The sequence below is a fragment of the Microbacterium rhizomatis genome, assembly GCF_008710745.1.
Lineage (GTDB): Bacteria > Actinomycetota > Actinomycetes > Actinomycetales > Microbacteriaceae > Microbacterium > Microbacterium rhizomatis.
This window is the reverse complement of sequence record NZ_VYSA01000001.1, coordinates 1,464,909-1,482,167: the sequence shown is the minus strand read 5'-3', so window position 1 is coordinate 1,482,167 and position 17,259 is coordinate 1,464,909. Positions and strand designations below refer to the sequence as shown.

Sequence of the window (17,259 nt, the reverse complement as noted above, 5' to 3'; positions counted from 1 at the left end):
TCCGTGCTCGTAGTCGTGTCAGTGATGAGACGCGAGACGAGAGGTTCCATTACGCGCGTCTCTCATTGTCTCGTACGCTGCCTCCGGATTCGCCCAACGGAAAGTTTTCTCCCAAGGCGCGTAATAGATCGAGCGCGGGGTCATCTCATGGGGTGAGAGACGTCGTTCGCGCTCCTCCGGGGGGACGAGCGCGAGCCACCGATGTCTCCCGAACGGCGAGGGTCCATTGCGGTCTGGGGAACGCAGCGGGCCCTCGCCGCTCGTCCGGCGTCGCCGCTCGTCCGGCGTCGCCGCTCGTCCGGCGTCGCCGCTCGTCCGTCAGCGCGTGCGGATGCCGTGGCTCAGTCGCGTCCCGCGGTCCATACGCGGCGCACGCGCAGGCTCTCGTCCAGGAGGACCGCGTCGGCGAGGAATCCCGGAGCCAGCCGCCCGAGATCCGCTCCCCGCCCGACCGCCCGGGCCGGTGCGGTGCTCAGCGCGTGGACGGCGGCCGGGAGCGCGACCCCGGAGGCGACGCAGAGGCGCAGCGCAGCATCCTGCATCAGCGTGGATCCCGCGATCGGGCCCCCGCCCGCGAGGCGCGCCACCCCGTCGACGACCTCGACGTCCAGGCCTCCGAGCTCGTAGCGACCCTCACCGGCCCCGGCCGCCGCCATCGCGTCGGTGATGAGCGCGATCCGCCCGGGCGCTGCCGCGAAGGCGATGCGTACGACCGTGGGATGCACGTGCACCCCGTCGGCGATCAGCTCGAGCGTGACCCGCGGGTCGGAGGCTGCGGCGCCGACAGGGCCGGGTGCGCGGTGGTGCAGGCCCGGCATGGCGTTGAAGGCGTGGGTCAGGATCGTCGCTCCGGCGTCGAACGCCTCGGCGCACATCCCGGCGTCCGCGCCCGTGTGACCGATGGCGGCGGCAGCGCCCGCCGAGACGACCAGGCTGACCGCGTCGATCCCGCCGGGCAGCTCGGGTGCGACGGTCACCTGCCGGACGGTGCCCCGCCCTGCCGCGAGCAGCCGCTGCAGGGCATCGGACTGCGGTGGGCGCAGGAGCCGTTCATCGTGGGCGCCCTTGTGGGCGTGGTCGAGGAAGGGTCCTTCCAGATGCGAACCCAGGATGCCGGCATCCGTCTCGGTGAGATCGGCGACCATCGCCACGCGGCGCTCCATGGCGTCCAGCGGCGCGGTGACGAGCGAGATCACCGCCTGTGTGGTGCCGTGCGCACGGTGCAGCTCGCGCGCGGCGCGGATCGCATCGGGACCATCGTCGTACGAGAAGCCGGCGCCGCCGTGGCCGTGGATGTCCACGAAACCGGGGGTGAGCACGGCCCCCGTGCCCGCGACGGCGGCAGCGTCGACGATCTGGTCGGAGGGCGCCGCGACGGCGCGCCACGCGCTCCCCGTACCGACCTCGGCGACCCGCTCGCCGTCGAACCTCACCCACGCGTCCTCGGTCGCCCGGTCGTCATCGACGAGGCGGGCGGAGTGGATGATGACGCTCATCCGGCGCTCCAGGACACGTCGTCCGATGCGGGGAGTGTGACGCCCATGCTCCGCCACACCGGCGCGAGTGCACCGGCGCGCTCACGGAACGACGGCCAGGTGCGCATCGGCGCGGTGCCGAGCGGCACCGACCAGGCGGCCTCGGCGGCTGCTGCGATCCGCGGGAACGCCATCGCGTCGATGTCGGCGAGCGTGCGCAGCGTCTCGGTCCACATGGGCGCCTCGACACCGAGGATGTCGCGCTCGCCGATCCCGTCGATGATCGCCACGGGATCCCATGTGTAGGCACGCTCGAGGCTCGTCGGGCCGTTGGCCCACGTGAGTCCGAGCGCGCTCGAGGGGGACGGCTTCATATCGAGGTAGATCGCGTCGGCGGGGGAGAGGATCAGCTGCGACCCGTTGCGCGCGAAGGTGCGCGCCTTCTCGTCCATGCCGTCGGTCGGGGTGAGGAAGCCCCAGTACTGCCCGATCGTCTCCTCATCCAATCCTTCGGCCGAACCCGCCTCGTGCCACGCGATCGGGGTCTTGTCCAGATCCGCCACGAGCGACGTCACGCGCCCCATGAACTCGGCGAAGTCCTCTGCCGACGTGCCGAGCGCTTCATCGCCGCCCACGTGCAGATACGGTCCGGGCGTCATCCCCGCGAGCTCGCCGAACACATCGGCGAGGAAGTCGTACGTCGCCTCGTCGTGGATCCGCAGCGACGAGAACCCCACGGCCATGCCCTCGTACGGCACGCCCGTCGTGGGCAGGTCGCCGCCGTACTCACGGACGATCTCGCGGATGTGCTCCGACAGCACGGGTGCTTCGACCAGTTCGGGGTACGCGAGCCCGACGGCATGCGTGTGCCCCGGAACGTCGATCTCGGGCACGACGATCATGTGCTGCGAGGCCGCGTACGCGACGATCTCGCCGTAGTCGGCCTTCGTGTAGAAGCCCCCGGGATCGCCGCCCACAGAGCTTCCCGATGCGACCTCGGTGAGCCTGGGGCGCGACTCGAGCTGGACCCGCCACCCCTGGTCGTCCGCGAGGTGCAGGTGCAGCGCGTTGAACTTGAGCGCCGCCGCCCTGTCGATGTAGGCCTTCACCGTCTCGACCGGGAAGAAGTGCCTGGCCACATCGAGCATGACGCCGCGGTAGGCGAACCGCGGAGCGTCCTCGATCGACACGGCGGGGATGCTCCATCCCGTGCCGTCCCTCTGCAGCAGCTGCCCGAGGGTCTGGGCGCCATAGAAGAGCCCTGCAGCGTCGGGTGCCGTGAGGAGGATGGATGCCGCCTCCACCGTCACGCGGTACGACTCCGCTGGGCCGCCCGGTGCGCGCCGGAGTGCGATCGCGCCGGCCACGTCGGCGTCGGCGTGCGCGGGCGCGATGCCCGTTCGCGTCTCGAGGATGCGGGCGAGGGCGGTCGCAGCATCCGCGTCTCCGGCGATCACCGTGCTCGCCGACAGCCGGAACGCCGGCGCCGACGCGTCGGATGCGAGCGAGACGGGGGCGGGGATCACAGCGGGGATCACGGCGGACAGCGACATCGGGCTCCGATCGCGGGAGGTCATGTAAAGGTCCCTAACAAAAGATCGCTCCAGCCTAGCCGTTCGACCTCGTGTCACGCGAGGCCTCCGGACCTCGCCGGGGTGTGCGGCATCCGTTATGCTCGGGGTGTCGCGACTGGCGTTGAGGTGGGCCACCACCGGGAAGCGACTGACACGGCATTCGACCGCTCGCCTGGGCCGATGGTCGACATCCTCCTCGGTTGTCGCGTGTCCGCGACGCGGGCTGATCGAGACACCGAGCCGTTGTCAGGAGAGCCATGTCAGATCCTTATTTCAACGCCCCCCTCGCAGAGGTCGACCCCGAGATCGCCCAGGTGCTGGAGCGCGAGCTCGAGCGTCAGCGCGGCTTCCTCGAGATGATCGCCTCGGAGAACTTCGTTCCGGTGTCGGTCCTGCAGTCGCAGGGCTCGGTGCTCACGAACAAGTACGCCGAGGGCTACCCCGGCAGGCGGTACTACGGCGGCTGCGAAGAGGTCGACGTCGCCGAAGAGCTCGCGATCGAGCGGGCCAAGTCCCTGTTCGGCGCCGCGTTCGCGAACGTGCAGCCGCACTCCGGCGCCACGGCGAACGCGGCAGTCCTGCACGCGATCGCCCGCCCGGGAGACACGCTGCTCGGCCTCTCGCTCGACCAGGGCGGTCACCTCACGCACGGTATGAAGATCAACTTCTCGGGCCGGCTGTACGACATCGTGGCGTACGGCGTCGACCCCGAGACATCCGTCATCGACATGGACGAGGTGCGCAGGCTCGCGATCGAGCACACGCCCAAGGTCATCATCGCGGGGTGGTCGGCCTACCCGCGCCAGCTCGACTTCGCCGCGTTCCGTGCGATCGCCGACGAGGTGGGCGCGCTGCTGTGGGTCGATATGGCGCACTTCGCCGGCCTCGTCGCGGCGGGCCTGCACCCGTCGCCGGTGCCGCACGCGCACGTGGTCTCATCGACCGTCCACAAGACGATCGGCGGCCCCAGGTCGGGCTTCATCCTGACCAACGACCCCGAGATCGCGAAGAAGATCAACACGGCCGTCTTCCCCGGGCAGCAGGGCGGGCCGCTCATGCACGTCATCGCCGCGAAGGCCACCGCGTTCAAGCTCGCCGCCACGCCCGAGTTCAAGGAGCGCCAGGAGCGGGTGCTGCGCGGCGCCCGCATCCTCGCCGAGCGGCTGTCGCAGCAGGACGTGAAGGATGCCGGCATCGCCATCCGCTCCGGCGGCACCGACGTGCATCTGGTGCTGGTCGACCTGCGCGATGCGGCCGTCGACGGCAAGCAGGCCGAAGACCTGCTGCACGACATCCGCATCACGGTCAACCGCAACGCGGTGCCCAACGACCCGCGGCCGCCGATGGTCACCTCGGGCCTGCGCATCGGCACTCCGGCGCTCGCCACCCGTGGGTTCGGCGATGTCGAGTTCACCGAGGTCGCAGACGTCATCGCGCTCGCGCTCCTGCCCGGAGCCGATGTCGAGGCACTCCGCCTCCGCGTCGCCGCCCTGACCGCCGCTTTCCCCCTTTACCCGGGCCTGCGTCAGTAGCTCGGGGTAGACCCAGCCACATACCTACGGGCATAGTGATATCAGCGCCCTTCTCTACCCCCTTCCCCTTCCCCACCCCCCCTCCCATTCCGCGAGACCGGATAGGCGCAACGAGACTGAAGCAGTCGCGTACCTTCTCGTGGCGTCCATACGGTCTCGCGGGGGCGCGGGGAGGGGAACGGGGCCACGACGAAGTGAGGACACAAGATGACGGCACAGAGACTCGACGGGGTCGCGGCTGCGGCATCCATTCGTGAAGAGCTGCGCGGGCGCGTTGCCGCGCTGCGGGAGCGCGGCACCGTGCCGGGGATCGCCACCGTGCTCGTCGGCGCCGACCCGGCTTCGCAGCTCTACGTCGGCATGAAGCACCGCCAGTCCGAGGCGATCGGGATGAACTCGATCCAGGTCGAGCTGCCCGCCGACGCCACGCAGGCGGAGGTCGAGGCGGCGATCGATGCGCTGAACGCCGACCCTGCGTGCCACGGCTTCATCGTGCAGCTGCCGCTTCCGAAGCACATCGACACCGACGCGATCCTCGAGCGCATCGACCCAGCGAAAGACGCCGACGGACTGCATCCGACCAACCTCGGACGCCTCGTGCTGAACGTCAACGCGCCGATCACCACGCCCCTCCCGTGCACGCCGCGTGGCGTGATCGAGCTTCTGGTGCGCAACGGCTACGACCTCGCCGGCACGCACGTCGTCGTCGTCGGCCGTGGTGTGACGATCGGCCGCTCGATCGGACTGCTGCTCACCCGGCGCGATCTCAACGCCACCGTCACCCTCACTCACACGGGCACGGTCGACCTCGGTCACTACCTCCGCGAAGCCGACGTCATCGTCGCGGCCGCCGGGGTCAAGCACCTCGTCACCGCCGCCGACGTGAAGCCCGGCGCGGCCGTGCTCGATGTGGGCGTGACGCGTGAGATCGACCCCGAGACGGGTAAGTCCAAGGTCTACGGCGACGTCCATCCCGACGTCGCCGAGGTCGCCGGCTGGCTCTCGCCGAACCCCGGGGGAGTCGGTCCGATGACCGTCGCCCTGCTCATGACGAATGTGGTCGAGGCGGCCGAGCGCGCCTCAGCCTGACGCGGAGCCCGTCCCCGCACGGCGCTCGCCGAGGATGCGCCTGTCCTTCCCGACCGTTTGCAGGGAGGAGCGTGGCTGAAGTGACAGGAGGGGCCTGGAGGGTGCCGCGCCGCACCATCTCCCTGCGCACGGCGTCGAACGCCTCGCCCATGCCGATTCACGCGCCGCTGGGGAGGCCCCCACGCAGCGTCGGAGGATGAGGCCGATGTCGGAGGATTCGGCCGAAATCCTCCGACCGAGGGCCGATCCTCCGACGAACGCAGCCGGGTCAGGCCATGAAGCGGGCGAGGAACTCGCGCGTGCGCGGCTCGCGCGGCGCGCCGAACACCTCGGCGGGCGTGCCCTGCTCCAGGATGCGCCCGGCGTCCAGGAACACCACGCGGTGGGCGACGTCTCGGGCGAACGCCATCTCGTGCGTGGCCATGAGGATCGTCGCTCCATCGTCGGCGAGCGAGCGCACGAGCTCGAGCACTTCGGTGACGAGCTCGGGGTCCAGGGCCGAGGTGATCTCGTCGAGCAGAAGCACCTCCGGGTCGGTGGCGATGGCCCGCACGATCGCAGCCCTCTGCTGCTGCCCGCCGGAGAGGCGGTCGGGGTGCTCCTTGGCCTGCGCGGTGAGCCCGATCCGCTCCAGCAGCTCCATGCCGCGGCGCTCGGCGTCTCGGCGCGAGACGCCCCGCACGACGCGGGACGCGAGCGTGACGTTGTCGATCACCGAAAGGTGCGGGAACAGGTTGTAGCTCTGGAACACCGCACCGAACCGCGCCCGAACCCGGTCGGCATGCACCCGTGGATCCGAGATATCCTCACCGCCGAGCAGGATGCGCCCGTCGTCGATCGGCTCGAGCAGGTTGAGGCAGCGCAGCAGTGTCGACTTCCCCGAACCGCTCGCGCCGATCACGGCGACGACCTCGTGCGCTGACAGGTCGATCGAGACGCCGCGCAGCACCTCGCGGTCGCCGAAAGACTTCCACAGGTCATGCGCCTCGAGCAGGGGGCCCGCCGTCGAACCGCTCACAGCACCGATCCCGTCTGCTCGCGCTGGCGCAGCCGCGCCGCGTACCAGTCGGTGAGGCGGATGGTCGGGATGGCGAGGAGTACGAAGAGGATGCCGGCAACGACGTACGGCGTGAAGTTGTAGGTCGTGGCGACTTCCGACCGTGCGGCCGCCACAGCGTCGATGGCACCGAGGATCGAGACGAGACCGACGTCCTTCTGCATCGAGACGAAGTCGTTCATGAGCGGCGGTGTCATCTTCCGGAGCGCCTGCGGAAGCACGACGTGCCGCAGCGTCCGGCCGTAGCTGAGGCCGAGTGCCCGCGCCGCGAGCCGCTGGGACGGATGCACCGCCTCGATGCCCGCACGGATCACCTCGGCCACGTATGCCGAATACGTCAGCGTCAGGGCGAGCACTCCCAGGACGACAGGGGGGATGCGCGTATTGAGGATCGTCGGAAGCCCGAAGCCGACGAGGTACAGCACGATGATCAGCGGCAGCCCGCGGAAGATGTCGGTGTACCCGGCGGCGATCGCCCGGAGCGGGAAGAACACCGGCCCGCGCAGCGTCCGGAGGAGTGCGAGCACCAGCGCGCAGATCGCGACGGTGACGATCGAGATGGCCAACACCTCGAGGTTCAGAAGGAACCCGTCCCACACCTTCGGGAGCGATTCGATCGCGACCGCCGGGTCGAAGAACGACTCCTGCACATTCGCCCAGCCCGCCGTGTTGATCACGGTGGCCCAGACGATCACCGCGAAGGCGATGGTCGAGGCGACCGCCAGCAGTACGGACCGCTGCGACCGACCGCGCCGGAAGGCGCGCCGATCGAGCTCGAGGGAGCTGGGCTGGTGGCCGGTCGCAGGCCCGGCCTGCGGCACCGTCATGCGGGCACCCGGACGGGGGCCGGCGGGACGATCGATTCCGCGATCGATATGCGGGCGATGACGCGGATCACTTGAGCTGGGTGACGCCCTGACCGGAGCCGAGCCACTTGTCGGTGATGGTCGCGAGCGTTCCGTCGTTGCGGAGCTCGTCGACGGCCGCGGTGACCTTCGCCGTGAGCGGCGAGTCCTTGGCCAGCAGCAGGCCCCATTCGTCGGGGACTCCGGCAGCGGGCAGCTCCCCGACGATGAACGAGTTGTCGATGTAGACGCCGGTGGCGTAGTACGCCGTCGGCAGGTCGAGCACGATCGCGTCGATCTGGTTCGCCTTGAGGGCGGCCACGGCATCCTCGTTGGAGCCGTACAGCTGCGGTGCGGTCGTCGGCTTGACCGCATCCTGGATCGTGGTCGCGCTCGTCGAGCCCGACATCGCGCCGAGCGTGAGGCCCTGCAGCCCGGCGATCGAGGTCACGCCGTCGGCCTTGCCGCCTTTAACCGCGACGACGGCCTGGCTGGCGGAGTAGTACGGCGACGAGAAGTCGACGGCCTGCTTGCGCTCATCCGTGATCGTGTACTGCTGGATGTTGAAATCGAAGCTCTTCGGCCCGGGGGCGATCGCCGACTCGAAGCTCGTGCGCACCCACTCGACGTCTTCCTTCGCGAACCCGAGCTTGTCGGCTACGGCATAGGCGACGGCGGCCTCGAAGCCCTCGCCGCTGGTCGGATCGTCGTCGATGACATAGGGGAAGTAGGCGGTCTCACCGGTGGCGATCGTGAGCTTGCCGGGGGTGATGTAGCTCGCGTCGGCGTCGCCGGACGCGCCGGGCGCCGCGCCGCTCGCGCAACCCGTGAGCGCGAGGGCCGCGGCGAAGAGGGCGACCGCGGCGGTGCGCAGCAGGGGACGGGAATGCGGCATGGATGCCTCCAGATTCGAGGTGCAGACCCCCGCTCGAACGCGGGGCGGGCGCCCGGTGCTGTCCAGGCGCGCCCTCCTATTCTGCCGTCCGCGGGGATGCGGGGGCCCGAAGGGCGTCGCATTGTTACGCGATGGTTGGCGACGTGCCGCGGGTCCTCAGGTCCGGCCCGCTCGCGGGCGAGGTGTCGCGGGCCAGGTGTTGTCGCTGTCACGCGGAGATGGCGCCCAGAAGCGACCCGCGAGGATGTGGCCCCCGTGGTCGCGGGCCACCCCGTGCCGTTCCCTGCCCGAAATGGCGACCAGATCTGGCCCCTGAATGACTCGGCGCGGCGCGCGAGGGGGGAGAGGGGGAGTGGGCTCAGCCGAGCTCGTCGAGCATGCGGCGCTGCTCCGGGGTGAGGCCGTCCTTCAGTTCGGTCTGCACGGCGCTGGTCTCAGGGGCGGATGCGCTGGCCGCCGCATCCGCCGTCGCCACCGGCTTTCCGGTGGCCTTGTCGTAGAGCACGCCCGCGTGGCCCTCGATGCGGTCGTCGATCGCGTCGTAGATCGCCCAGGCGATGAGCAGGATGACCGGCGGGATCACGTATCCCCAGAACCAGCCGTGCACGCGCACGCCCGACAGCAGTGCGACCAGGACCCACACGATGTAGGCGACGAGCAGCACGAGGAAGAACTGCACGACCTTCTCGCCGGCCTTCGTGCGCTGCCCGGCAGAGCGGGCGGCCATGCCGCGGAACCACCTGGTGATCAGTGGTTTGATCCACAGCGTCGCGGCGGTGAGGATGATGCTCGCCCAGAGCACCGCCCAGCCGACACTCACCTGCGGCAGCAGCAGTCCGATCAGCAGCAGCACCACGACGTTGAAGACGTAGAGCGAGACGAATCGGATCAGCCAGGCGCGCATGTGCCCAGAGTAGCTGCGCGGGATGCCGGGCGTCAGGCGATCGCGGCGAACTGCGTCAGATCGTCGTCGGGCAGTTCGTCGACGATCGCGGTCACGTTCACGTCGACGAGGTCGACGTTGCCCGAGAGGATCGTGAGGAAGGCCGAGTCCGCCGCATCCCTCCCGGTCGCGATCCGCACGAGGGTCGAGCGCGGGGCCAGGGTGGTGGCATCCACGACGCGCCACGCACCCTCGACCCACGCCTCGGTGACCGCGTGGAAGTCCATGGGCGAGAGTCCCGGCGCGTACACGGCGACGAGTCGGGCGGGCACGTTGAGGGCGCGCAGCAGCGCGACGCAGAGGTGGGCATAGTCCCGGCACACACCCTTGCGGGCGAGCAGGGTGCGCACAGCGCCGTCGGTGGGGAGGCTCGATCCGGGCACGTAGGCCAGTCGAGTGCCGACCCACGATGAGACCGCGGTCAGGAGGTCGGAGGGCGGAACATCACGGAACTCGGCGAACGCGGTCGGGCCGAGGGTGTCGGACTCCGCGTAGCGGCTGGGGCGCAGGTACGTCACCAGGTCGGTCTCGGTGGGGATCCCGATGTCACCCGGCCCCAGGATTGACGCGGCATACCGCACCTCGAGTCGGCCTGTACCGGAGGACACCTTGTGCAACCGGCCGCCGTGCGCATCGGGGAGGGTCGCGAAGGGGATCTCGTGCCCGTCGAGCGTCGCGATGAACGATTCGGTGACCGGCGTGTAGTGGCCCGCCACGGCGACCGCGAAGATCATCTCGGCCGGATTGGTGACGTCCAGGACGATGGTGCTCGAGACATCGCGTTTCATGCGTCAACCATGCCACGTGCCGACGCCGCGAATTGCCGCTTGACAGCTCCCCTTCGCACGATGCCGCCCGGGGCTCAGTGCGCGGGGCGCGGGGCGCTCTCGGAAGCGTCTGCGGGGATCCAGCGTGCCGCGAGTGCCTCCGACCCGCGGGCGAGCAGCGCGACGTCGGCGTCGACCAGCACGAACGACGCTCCGGCGTCGACATACTCCTGGGCGACGGCCGGGTCGAAGGCGTTGATGCCAACCGGCTTTCCCGCTCCGCGCACCGCGTCGAACGTACGCCCGACCGCGGCTCTGACATCCGGGTGCGTCTGCTGCCCGAGCAGGCCCATCGACGCGGCGAGATCCGAAGGGCCGACGAACACCCCGTCGATGCCGTCCACCGCGGCGATGCCGGCCGCGGCCTCGACCCCCTGGGCCGTCTCGATCTGGACGAACAGCGACACGTGCGCGTCGGCGTTCTCGAGGTATCCGTCGACGCGGTTCCAGCGGCCCGACCGGGCGAGTGCAGAACCGACACCGCGGACGCCCCTGGGCGGGTAGCGCACCGCCCGCACGATGTCTCCGGCCTCCTCGCGCGACGAGATCATCGGTACCAGGATGTTCTGCGCACCGAGATCGAGCACCTGCTTGATCGTGACGACGTCGCCGATCGGCACCCGCACGACGGGGGTGATCGGGTACGCCGCCGCGACCTGCAGCTGCGCGACGGTCGAGGCGAGCCCGTTGGGCGAGTGCTCCATGTCGATCAGCAGCCAGTCCAGGCCCGACCCGGCGCAGATCTCCGCCACGACCGGGCTCGCGGTGCACACCCACATCCCCGCGAGAGGGCGGGATGCCGCGCTCAGCGCGTCGCGGAACGTCGGGCCTAGACGAAGCGACATGTGATCATCCCCATCGGTCCATAGTCACAGACCACGTCATCGCCGCGCGAGACCCACATCGGGCGCGTGAAGGACCCCGCGAGGATGATCTCGCCGGTCTCGAGCCGCGCGCCGTGCAGGGCGAGCTTGTTCGCGAGCCAGGCGACCCCGGTCGCGGGGTGGCCGAGCACGCCCGCAGCGACCCCGGTCTCTTCGACCTCACCGTTGCGCGTCAGCACCCCGGGCACCCAGCGCAGATCGATCTCGTCCGGGCGCTTGCGCACATCGCCGAGCACCATCGCCCCGTATGCGGCGTTGTCGGCGATCGTGTCGACGATCGTCCGACCCTCGAGCTCGATGTGCGAGTTGAGCACCTCGAGGGCTGGAACGGCGTAGTCGATCGCGGCGATCGCGTCGTCGAGGGTCGCGCCGGGCCCTTCCAGCGGCTGCTTCAGCACGAACGCCAGCTCGACCTCGACGCGCACGTTCGAGAACAGATCGACCGGGATCTCGGCGCCCGTCGCGAAGACGGTGTCGTCGAACATCACGCCGAAGTCGGGCTCCGCGATCCCGGTCGCCCGCTGCATCGCCTTGGACGTCAGACCGATCTTGCGGCCGACCAGATGCCGGCCCCGCGCGATCATACGATCGCGCCAGAGCCCCTGGATCGCATACGAATCCTCGATCGTCGCGTCGGGATGCCGTGCGGTGATGCGCGTGATGACGCCGTGGTTGCGGTCAGCGTCGGCGAGTTCGTCGGCGAGCTGTGCGATCACCTCGGGTGCGAGGGTCACAGCTGATGGCCGAGCTTGTATTCGCCCTGTTTCCACGACGGCAGCTGTGCGGGCTCGTCCGGGCGGGTGAAGCTGAATCCGTCGGCGCCGATCGTGACCGCCATCTCGCTCGTGTCGGTCCGCGCGACGACGGGCTGCGGGTTGCCGTCGAGGTCGAGCACGAGCGAGGCCTCGGTGTACCAGCTGGGCACGACGGGGTTTCCCCACCAGTCACGACGCTGATTGTCGTGCACGTCCCATGTGATGACCGGGTTGTCGGGGTCGCCCGTGTAGTAGTCCTGCGTGTAGATCTCGACGCGGTGCCCGTCGGGGTCGCGCAGGTAGAGGTAGAAGGCGTTCGAGACGCCGTGGCGGCCAGGACCCCGCTCGATCGCATCCGAGCGGCGGAGGGCGCCGAGCTTGTCGCAGATCGCGAGGATGTTGTGCTTCTCGTGCGTCGCGAAGGCGACGTGGTGCATGCGCGGGCCATCGCCGCCGGTCATCGCCGTGTCGTGGACGGTGGGCTTGCGGCGCATCCACGCGGCGTAGACCGTGCCCTCGTCGTCCTGGATGTCTTCGGTCACCCGGAATCCCAGAGACTGCATGAAGTTCACCGCACGCGGCACGTCGGGAGTCACCTGGTTGAAGTGGTCGAGGCGCACGAGCTCGCCGGGCGTGTGCAGGTCGTAGCGCCACGAGAGGCGCTCGACATGCTCGGTCTGGAAGAAGAACTCGTACGGGAAGCCGAGCGGGTCGGTGACCCGCACCGAGTCGCCGATGCCCTCGGTGAAGCCGTCGACCCGGCGTTCGACGCGGCATCCGAGCTCTTCGTAGAACGCGACCGCTCGGTCGAGGTCTTCCGGGGTGCGCACGCGGTACGAGAACGCGGCCACGGCGGCGACCGGCCCCTGCCGGAGCACGAGATTGTGGTGGATGAACTCCTCGGTGGTGCGCAGATGGATCGCCTCGGCATCCTCCACGGTCACGTGGAGGCCGAGCACGTCGACATAGAAGATGCGGGATGCGGCGAGATCGGTGACGACGAGCTCCATGTACGCGCAGCGCAGGATGTCGGGTGGGGGCGACGTCGGAGTCGGCACCGGATCGCCGCTGACGATCGGCGCCTCCTGCGAGACGAAGAAGCCCGACGAGGTGGGGGTCTTCTCGGCGGTCATCTCAGCGTCCCTTTCTTCCCGAAGGTGGGATGGTGGGCCTCGCCGAGCGTGATGTGCACGGCCTGCTGGTCGGTGTAGAAGTCGATCGAGCGGTAGCCGCCCTCGTGGCCGAGTCCCGACGCCTTGACGCCCCCGAACGGAGTACGCAGATCGCGCACGTTGTTCGAGTTGAGCCACACCATGCCCGCTTCGACCGCGTGCGCGAAGTTGTGTGCGCGCTTCAGGTCGCTCGTCCACACGTACGCGGCCAGGCCGTACTTGGTGTTGTTCGCGAGCGCGAGGGCCTCGTCGTCCGTGTCGAATGGGGTGATCGCCACGACCGGGCCGAAGATCTCCTCCTGGAAGATCCGCGCGTCAGGCGGCACATCGACGAAGACCGTCGGGGCGACGAAGTTGCCGGTCTCGAAGCCCTCGGGCCGGCCGCCGCCGGCCACGAGCCTGCCCTCGGTCTTGCCCAGCTCGACGTACGACATGACTTTGGCGTAGTGCTCGGGGTGCACGAGCGCGCCCACCTCGGTCGCCGGGTCATGGGGGTACCCGACGACCACCCGCGACGCCTGCGCCGCGTACCGCTCGACGAAATCGTCGTACACCGAACGCTGAACGAGAATGCGCGAACCCGCCGTGCACCGCTCACCGTTGAGCGAGAACACACCGAAGATCGTGGCGTCGATCGCGGCATCGAGATCAGCATCCGCGAAGACGATCGCGGGCGACTTTCCGCCGAGCTCCATGGACAGGCCCTTGAGGAACGGCGCCGCGTTGGCGAAGATCAGTCCGCCCGTCGCGCTCTCGCCCGTGAACGAGATGAGCGGCACGCCGGGATGCTTCACCAGTGCGTCACCCGCATCCTCACCGAGTCCGTTCACGAGGTTGAACACGCCCCTCGGCAGGCCTGCCTCTTCGAAGATGCCGGCCCAGAGCGAGGCCGATAGCGGCGTGAACTCGGCGGGCTTCAGGACGACCGTGCTCCCGGTCGCGAGAGCCGGCCCGAGCTTCCACGACTCGAGCATGAAAGGGGTGTTCCACGGGGTGATGAGGCCGGCGACGCCGATCGGCTTGCGGTTGACGTAGTTCAGCTGGCGACCCGGCACCTGATAGGCGTCGTCGGCCTGAGCCACGATCAGGTCGGCGAAGAACCGGAAGTTCTCGGCCGCCCGCCGCGCCTGCCCGAGCGCCTGGGTGATCGGCAGCCCCGAATCGAACGACTCGAGTTCGGCGAGACGGGCGTCGCGCGACTCCACGATGTCGGCGATGCGATGGAGGACGCGCGAGCGCTCGCGGGGGAGCATCCGCGGCCAGGGTCCGTCGGTGAACGCGCGGCGCGCGGAGGCGACGGCGAGGTCGATGTCGGCCTTCTTGCCGGCCGCTGCCTGGAGGTAGGTCTCGTTGGAGACCGGATCGAGCACGTCGAACGTGCCACCGTCGGCGCTGTCGACGAACGCACCGTCGATATAGTGCTGGATCCGCGTGGGCAGGTCAGCCGGGACGTGCCGCCCCGCGAGTGAAGAATCAGGCATGAAGGCTCCTGTGGGTGCTCAGAGTGCGGCGAGGCCGACGGCCTCATCCGGATGCTCGTGGATCATGTACGCCTCGAGCGTTGCGGAGCGGTGGGTCCGCGCCGCCTTCTCGATGTCGTCGAGCGGCGCTCCGCTCTCGATGAGACGGAGGATGCTCTCGTGTTCGCGCACCGACTCGCCGGCGCGTCCGGGCACGAAGCTGAAGGTCGAGTCGCGCAGGTGCCCGAGACGTGCCCATTCGGCGTGCACGAGCTCCAGCATCCGCGGGTTGCGGCACTTCTGGAACAGCGTCGCGTGGAACTCCTGATTCAGGCGGGTGAACGCGCGGGGGTCGAAGTGAGGGAGAGTCTCGATCATCAGCTCGTTGATCGCGCGCGCGTGGCGGATGTCGTCGGCGGTGAGGCGTCGCGCCGACAGCGCCGTCGCACTGCCCTCCAGGATCGAGAGCGCCTGCATGCTGTCGCGGTACTGGGTGTCGTTGACCATCGAGACCCGGGCGCCGACGTTTCGCTCGAACATCACGAGGCCCTCGGCCTCGAGCCGGCGGATCGCCTCGCGCACCGGCACGACGCTCATGTCGAGCTCGCCCGCGATCGTCCCGAGGACGAGCCGGTAGCCGGGCGTGAACTCGTGGCTCGCGATGCGCGCCTTCATCCAGCGGTAGGCCTGCTGCGACTTGCTCAGGCTCGCGACCGCGGTCATCCCGCGGCGTCCTCGCCCGCGGCCTGCTCGGCCTCGTCGTTTGCGGCCTGCTCGGCGGCCAGAGCGCGCGCCTCGAAGCGGGCGCGCCACGTGGCGTTCATCGGGAAGAGTCCTTCCACAGGATGCCCCGCAGCGACCTGGTCGGCGATCCAGGCGTCTTCTTCCTCCTGCGCCAGAGCGTCGTCGACGATCTCCTCGGCGAGGCCGGGCGGAATGACGATGACGCCGTCGGCGTCGCCCACGATGACGTCGCCCGGCTGCACGGCCGCGCCGCCGCACGCGATCGTGAGCCCGACATCCCACGGCACGTGTTTGCGGCCGAGCACGGCAGGGTGCGCACCCCGCGAGTAGACCGGCAGGTCGATCGCTGCGATGGCTTCGATGTCGCGCACACCACCGTCCGTCACGATGCCGGCCGCTCCGCGGGCGCGTGCCCGGAGCGCGAGGATGTCGCCGAGCGTGCCGGATCCTGTCTCGCCGCGCGCCTCGATCACGATGACCTCTCCCTCGCGGACGCCGTCGAACGCGCGCTTCTGCGCGTTGTGGCCGCCCCCGTGGCTCTCGAAGAGGTCTTCGCGGTTCGGGACGAAGCGAAGGGTGGTGGCGACTCCCACGAGCTTCGCCCCGGGGTGCGTCGGGCGGACGCCGTCGATCGTGACATTGTTCAGTCCGCGCCTGCGCAGCTGTGCCGACAGCGCCGCGACGGGGGTCGCGACGAGCTTCTCCCGCAGGTCGGACGCCAAAGCTCCGGGAGACTTCGGCGCCTGCGGGTTCGAGGCGGGCAAGAACGGGCCGCCCGGCCCGGCCGTTTGACGGTCCGTCGCCGAGCCCCGCCCGGCCTCGGGGCCGAACCCGGCGTCGGGGCCACCCCCGTCTGGCCCGGGGCCCAACCCGGCAGCCTCGCGCGAGCCCCAGGCGTCCGCGCGCTGTGCGTCATCCGCGGCGGGCAGCGCACCGAGGGCGGGATCGAACGCGGCAGCGCCTGCCACCACGGTGGTGACCAGACGCCCGGAGGTCGGCGCACCGGGTGCGGTCGGAGCATCCACCTCCACTTCGACGACGTCACCGGGCACGATCACCGATGATCCGGCCGGCGTCCCGGCGAGGATGACGTCGCCCGGCTCCAGCGTGAAGTGCTGCGAGAGATCGGCGACGATCTGGGGGAGGGGGAACAGCAGGCCGGCGGTGGTGTCGTCCTGGAAGAGCTCGCCGTTCACCCACGTACGCACCCGCAGAGCGGCGGGATCGACGGTGCGGGCGTCGATCAGTTCAGGACCGATCGGCGTGAACCCGTCGCCGCCCTTCGACCTGACGTTCGAGCCCTTGTCGCTCGCGCGCAGGTCATAGAGGCCGAGGTCGTTGGACGCGGTGAGGGCAGCGACGTGCTCCCAGGCCGTGGCGAGACCGACGTGCCGCGCGGGCGCACCGATGACGAGGGCGATCTCACCCTCGAAGGCGAGGAGCTCCGTGCCGTCGGGCCGCTCGACAGTGCCGCCGGATGCGGCGACCGAGCTCGAGGGCTTCAAGAAGTACGAGGGCACGCCGGGTCTCTTCCCGCGCTGATCGGCCCGGGAGGCGTAGTTCAGGTGCACCGCGATGATCTTGCCCGGCCGCCCGGGGAGTGCGCAGAAGCGGGGGTCGACGGCATCCGATCCCTCAGGTCCGGCCGTGGTCGTATCGGTCATGAGCTCCCTCGCTCCGCGCGTTAGCGCAGATCGTATACGATCTGCGGCCGCTCAGGCAATCAGAGGGACGTCGGCGGCCGACAGCGGGAGTTCTTTCGCCCGGGCGAGATGAGCACCCTGCGTCTGCGAGCAGCGACCCTGTTGCAGGGAGGCGAGCGCGGCACCCTCATCGCGACAGCGCCTGGGCGCAGCACGATGGCCTGCACGCCCGTTCCGGCGAAAACACAGGTAGCCACCAATATACTGGCACACAAGTATGTGATCAGGTAGAGGGTTTGTGGTGTCTGCAGTGAATGCGAGTCGGGTCGTGTCGGGCGTGCGTGGTTTGGGCCGTGTGGGTCTA

15 protein-coding genes and 1 riboswitch are annotated in these 17,259 nt (G+C 69.7%); of the genes, 2 read left to right on the top strand and 13 right to left on the bottom strand.

What is annotated here, in order from left to right:
- Positions 1-341 precede the first annotated feature (341 nt).
- On the bottom strand, positions 342-1,496 hold the full coding sequence (locus F6B43_RS06990) for an N-acetylglucosamine-6-phosphate deacetylase (protein ID WP_150448093.1): 1,155 nt from the start codon (positions 1,494-1,496) through the stop codon (positions 342-344).
- Positions 1,493-3,052 carry a beta-N-acetylhexosaminidase gene (locus F6B43_RS06985; RefSeq protein ID WP_246159825.1) on the bottom strand — a complete coding sequence of 520 codons (1,560 nt, stop codon included), beginning with the start codon at positions 3,050-3,052 and terminating at the stop codon, positions 1,493-1,495. Before F6B43_RS06985 ends, F6B43_RS06990 begins: the two co-directional genes overlap by 4 nt.
- 98 nt (positions 3,053-3,150) lie before the next feature.
- A riboswitch (ZMP/ZTP riboswitch) is annotated at positions 3,151-3,234 on the top strand.
- A gap of 72 nt (positions 3,235-3,306) precedes the next feature.
- On the opposite strand from F6B43_RS06985, the gene glyA reads away from it, so the two are divergent.
- Entirely contained in the window at positions 3,307-4,581 is a 1,275-nt protein-coding gene (gene glyA / locus F6B43_RS06980; RefSeq protein WP_150448092.1) for a serine hydroxymethyltransferase, read from the top strand.
- A gap of 207 nt (positions 4,582-4,788) precedes the next feature.
- Positions 4,789-5,670, top strand: coding sequence for a bifunctional methylenetetrahydrofolate dehydrogenase/methenyltetrahydrofolate cyclohydrolase (locus tag F6B43_RS06975; RefSeq protein WP_150448091.1), 882 nt, complete (start codon positions 4,789-4,791; stop codon positions 5,668-5,670).
- A gap of 268 nt (positions 5,671-5,938) precedes the next feature.
- On the opposite strand, the gene F6B43_RS06970 is transcribed toward F6B43_RS06975, so the two are convergent.
- The 11 genes from F6B43_RS06970 to F6B43_RS06920 form a co-directional block, all read right to left on the bottom strand.
- On the bottom strand, positions 5,939-6,688 hold the full coding sequence (locus tag F6B43_RS06970) for an amino acid ABC transporter ATP-binding protein (RefSeq protein WP_211368039.1): 750 nt from the start codon (positions 6,686-6,688) through the stop codon (positions 5,939-5,941).
- Complete coding sequence (locus tag F6B43_RS06965; RefSeq protein ID WP_150448090.1) at positions 6,685-7,554, bottom strand: amino acid ABC transporter permease; 870 nt, start codon at positions 7,552-7,554, stop codon at positions 6,685-6,687. The genes F6B43_RS06970 and F6B43_RS06965 overlap by 4 nt, the downstream gene beginning before the upstream one ends.
- A 67-nt stretch (positions 7,555-7,621) precedes the next feature.
- Positions 7,622-8,467 carry an ABC transporter substrate-binding protein gene (locus F6B43_RS06960; RefSeq protein WP_150448089.1) on the bottom strand — a complete coding sequence of 282 codons (846 nt, stop codon included), beginning with the start codon at positions 8,465-8,467 and terminating at the stop codon, positions 7,622-7,624.
- A 358-nt stretch (positions 8,468-8,825) separates the two neighbouring features.
- A complete protein-coding gene (locus F6B43_RS06955; RefSeq protein ID WP_150448088.1) occupies positions 8,826-9,371 on the bottom strand; it encodes a hypothetical protein in 546 nt (181 codons plus the stop codon).
- Between the two features lie 32 nt (positions 9,372-9,403).
- Positions 9,404-10,198, bottom strand: a complete 795-nt coding sequence (locus F6B43_RS06950; protein ID WP_150448087.1) for a transglutaminase-like domain-containing protein — start codon at positions 10,196-10,198, stop codon at positions 9,404-9,406.
- Positions 10,199-10,272: 74 nt separating this feature from the next.
- Positions 10,273-11,082, bottom strand: a complete 810-nt coding sequence (locus F6B43_RS06945) for an HpcH/HpaI aldolase family protein (protein ID WP_150448086.1) — start codon at positions 11,080-11,082, stop codon at positions 10,273-10,275.
- The gene (locus F6B43_RS06940) at positions 11,067-11,855 is read right to left on the bottom strand and encodes a 2-keto-4-pentenoate hydratase (RefSeq protein ID WP_150448085.1); all 789 of its coding nucleotides are present in this window, start codon (positions 11,853-11,855) and stop codon (positions 11,067-11,069) included. Before F6B43_RS06940 ends, F6B43_RS06945 begins: the two co-directional genes overlap by 16 nt.
- On the bottom strand, positions 11,852-13,009 hold the full coding sequence (gene hpaD / locus F6B43_RS06935; RefSeq protein ID WP_150448084.1) for a 3,4-dihydroxyphenylacetate 2,3-dioxygenase: 1,158 nt from the start codon (positions 13,007-13,009) through the stop codon (positions 11,852-11,854). The genes F6B43_RS06940 and hpaD overlap by 4 nt, the downstream gene beginning before the upstream one ends.
- Positions 13,006-14,529 (bottom strand): 5-carboxymethyl-2-hydroxymuconate semialdehyde dehydrogenase, encoded by a 1,524-nt coding sequence (gene hpaE / locus F6B43_RS06930; RefSeq protein ID WP_150448083.1) that lies wholly within the window; start codon positions 14,527-14,529, stop codon positions 13,006-13,008. Before hpaE ends, hpaD begins: the two co-directional genes overlap by 4 nt.
- An 18-nt stretch (positions 14,530-14,547) precedes the next feature.
- The gene (locus tag F6B43_RS06925) at positions 14,548-15,231 is read right to left on the bottom strand and encodes a GntR family transcriptional regulator (protein WP_150448082.1); all 684 of its coding nucleotides are present in this window, start codon (positions 15,229-15,231) and stop codon (positions 14,548-14,550) included.
- Positions 15,228-16,916, bottom strand: a complete 1,689-nt coding sequence (locus F6B43_RS06920; protein ID WP_150448081.1) for a fumarylacetoacetate hydrolase family protein — start codon at positions 16,914-16,916, stop codon at positions 15,228-15,230. The genes F6B43_RS06925 and F6B43_RS06920 overlap by 4 nt, the downstream gene beginning before the upstream one ends.
- Between the last annotated feature and the right edge of the window lie 343 nt (positions 16,917-17,259).

Bases quoted from the DNA above. Each gene is read 5' to 3' on its own strand.
- F6B43_RS06945 (WP_150448086.1), bottom strand. From the start codon at position 11,082: ATGTCGCTTCGTCTAGGCCCGACGTTCCGCGACGCGCTGAGCGCGGCA.
- F6B43_RS06950 (WP_150448087.1), bottom strand. From the start codon at position 10,198: ATGAAACGCGATGTCTCGAGCACCATCGTCCTGGACGTCACCAATCCG.
- F6B43_RS06975 (WP_150448091.1), top strand. From the start codon at position 4,789: ATGACGGCACAGAGACTCGACGGGGTCGCGGCTGCGGCATCCATTCGT.
- F6B43_RS06965 (WP_150448090.1), bottom strand. From the start codon at position 7,554: ATGACGGTGCCGCAGGCCGGGCCTGCGACCGGCCACCAGCCCAGCTCC.
- F6B43_RS06960 (WP_150448089.1), bottom strand. From the start codon at position 8,467: ATGCCGCATTCCCGTCCCCTGCTGCGCACCGCCGCGGTCGCCCTCTTC.
- glyA (WP_150448092.1), top strand. From the start codon at position 3,307: ATGTCAGATCCTTATTTCAACGCCCCCCTCGCAGAGGTCGACCCCGAG.
- F6B43_RS06920 (WP_150448081.1), bottom strand. From the start codon at position 16,916: ATGACCGATACGACCACGGCCGGACCTGAGGGATCGGATGCCGTCGAC.
- F6B43_RS06925 (WP_150448082.1), bottom strand. From the start codon at position 15,231: ATGACCGCGGTCGCGAGCCTGAGCAAGTCGCAGCAGGCCTACCGCTGG.
- F6B43_RS06985 (WP_246159825.1), bottom strand. From the start codon at position 3,052: ATGACCTCCCGCGATCGGAGCCCGATGTCGCTGTCCGCCGTGATCCCC.
- F6B43_RS06955 (WP_150448088.1), bottom strand. From the start codon at position 9,371: ATGCGCGCCTGGCTGATCCGATTCGTCTCGCTCTACGTCTTCAACGTC.
- hpaD (WP_150448084.1), bottom strand. From the start codon at position 13,009: ATGACCGCCGAGAAGACCCCCACCTCGTCGGGCTTCTTCGTCTCGCAG.
- F6B43_RS06990 (WP_150448093.1), bottom strand. From the start codon at position 1,496: ATGAGCGTCATCATCCACTCCGCCCGCCTCGTCGATGACGACCGGGCG.
- hpaE (WP_150448083.1), bottom strand. From the start codon at position 14,529: ATGCCTGATTCTTCACTCGCGGGGCGGCACGTCCCGGCTGACCTGCCC.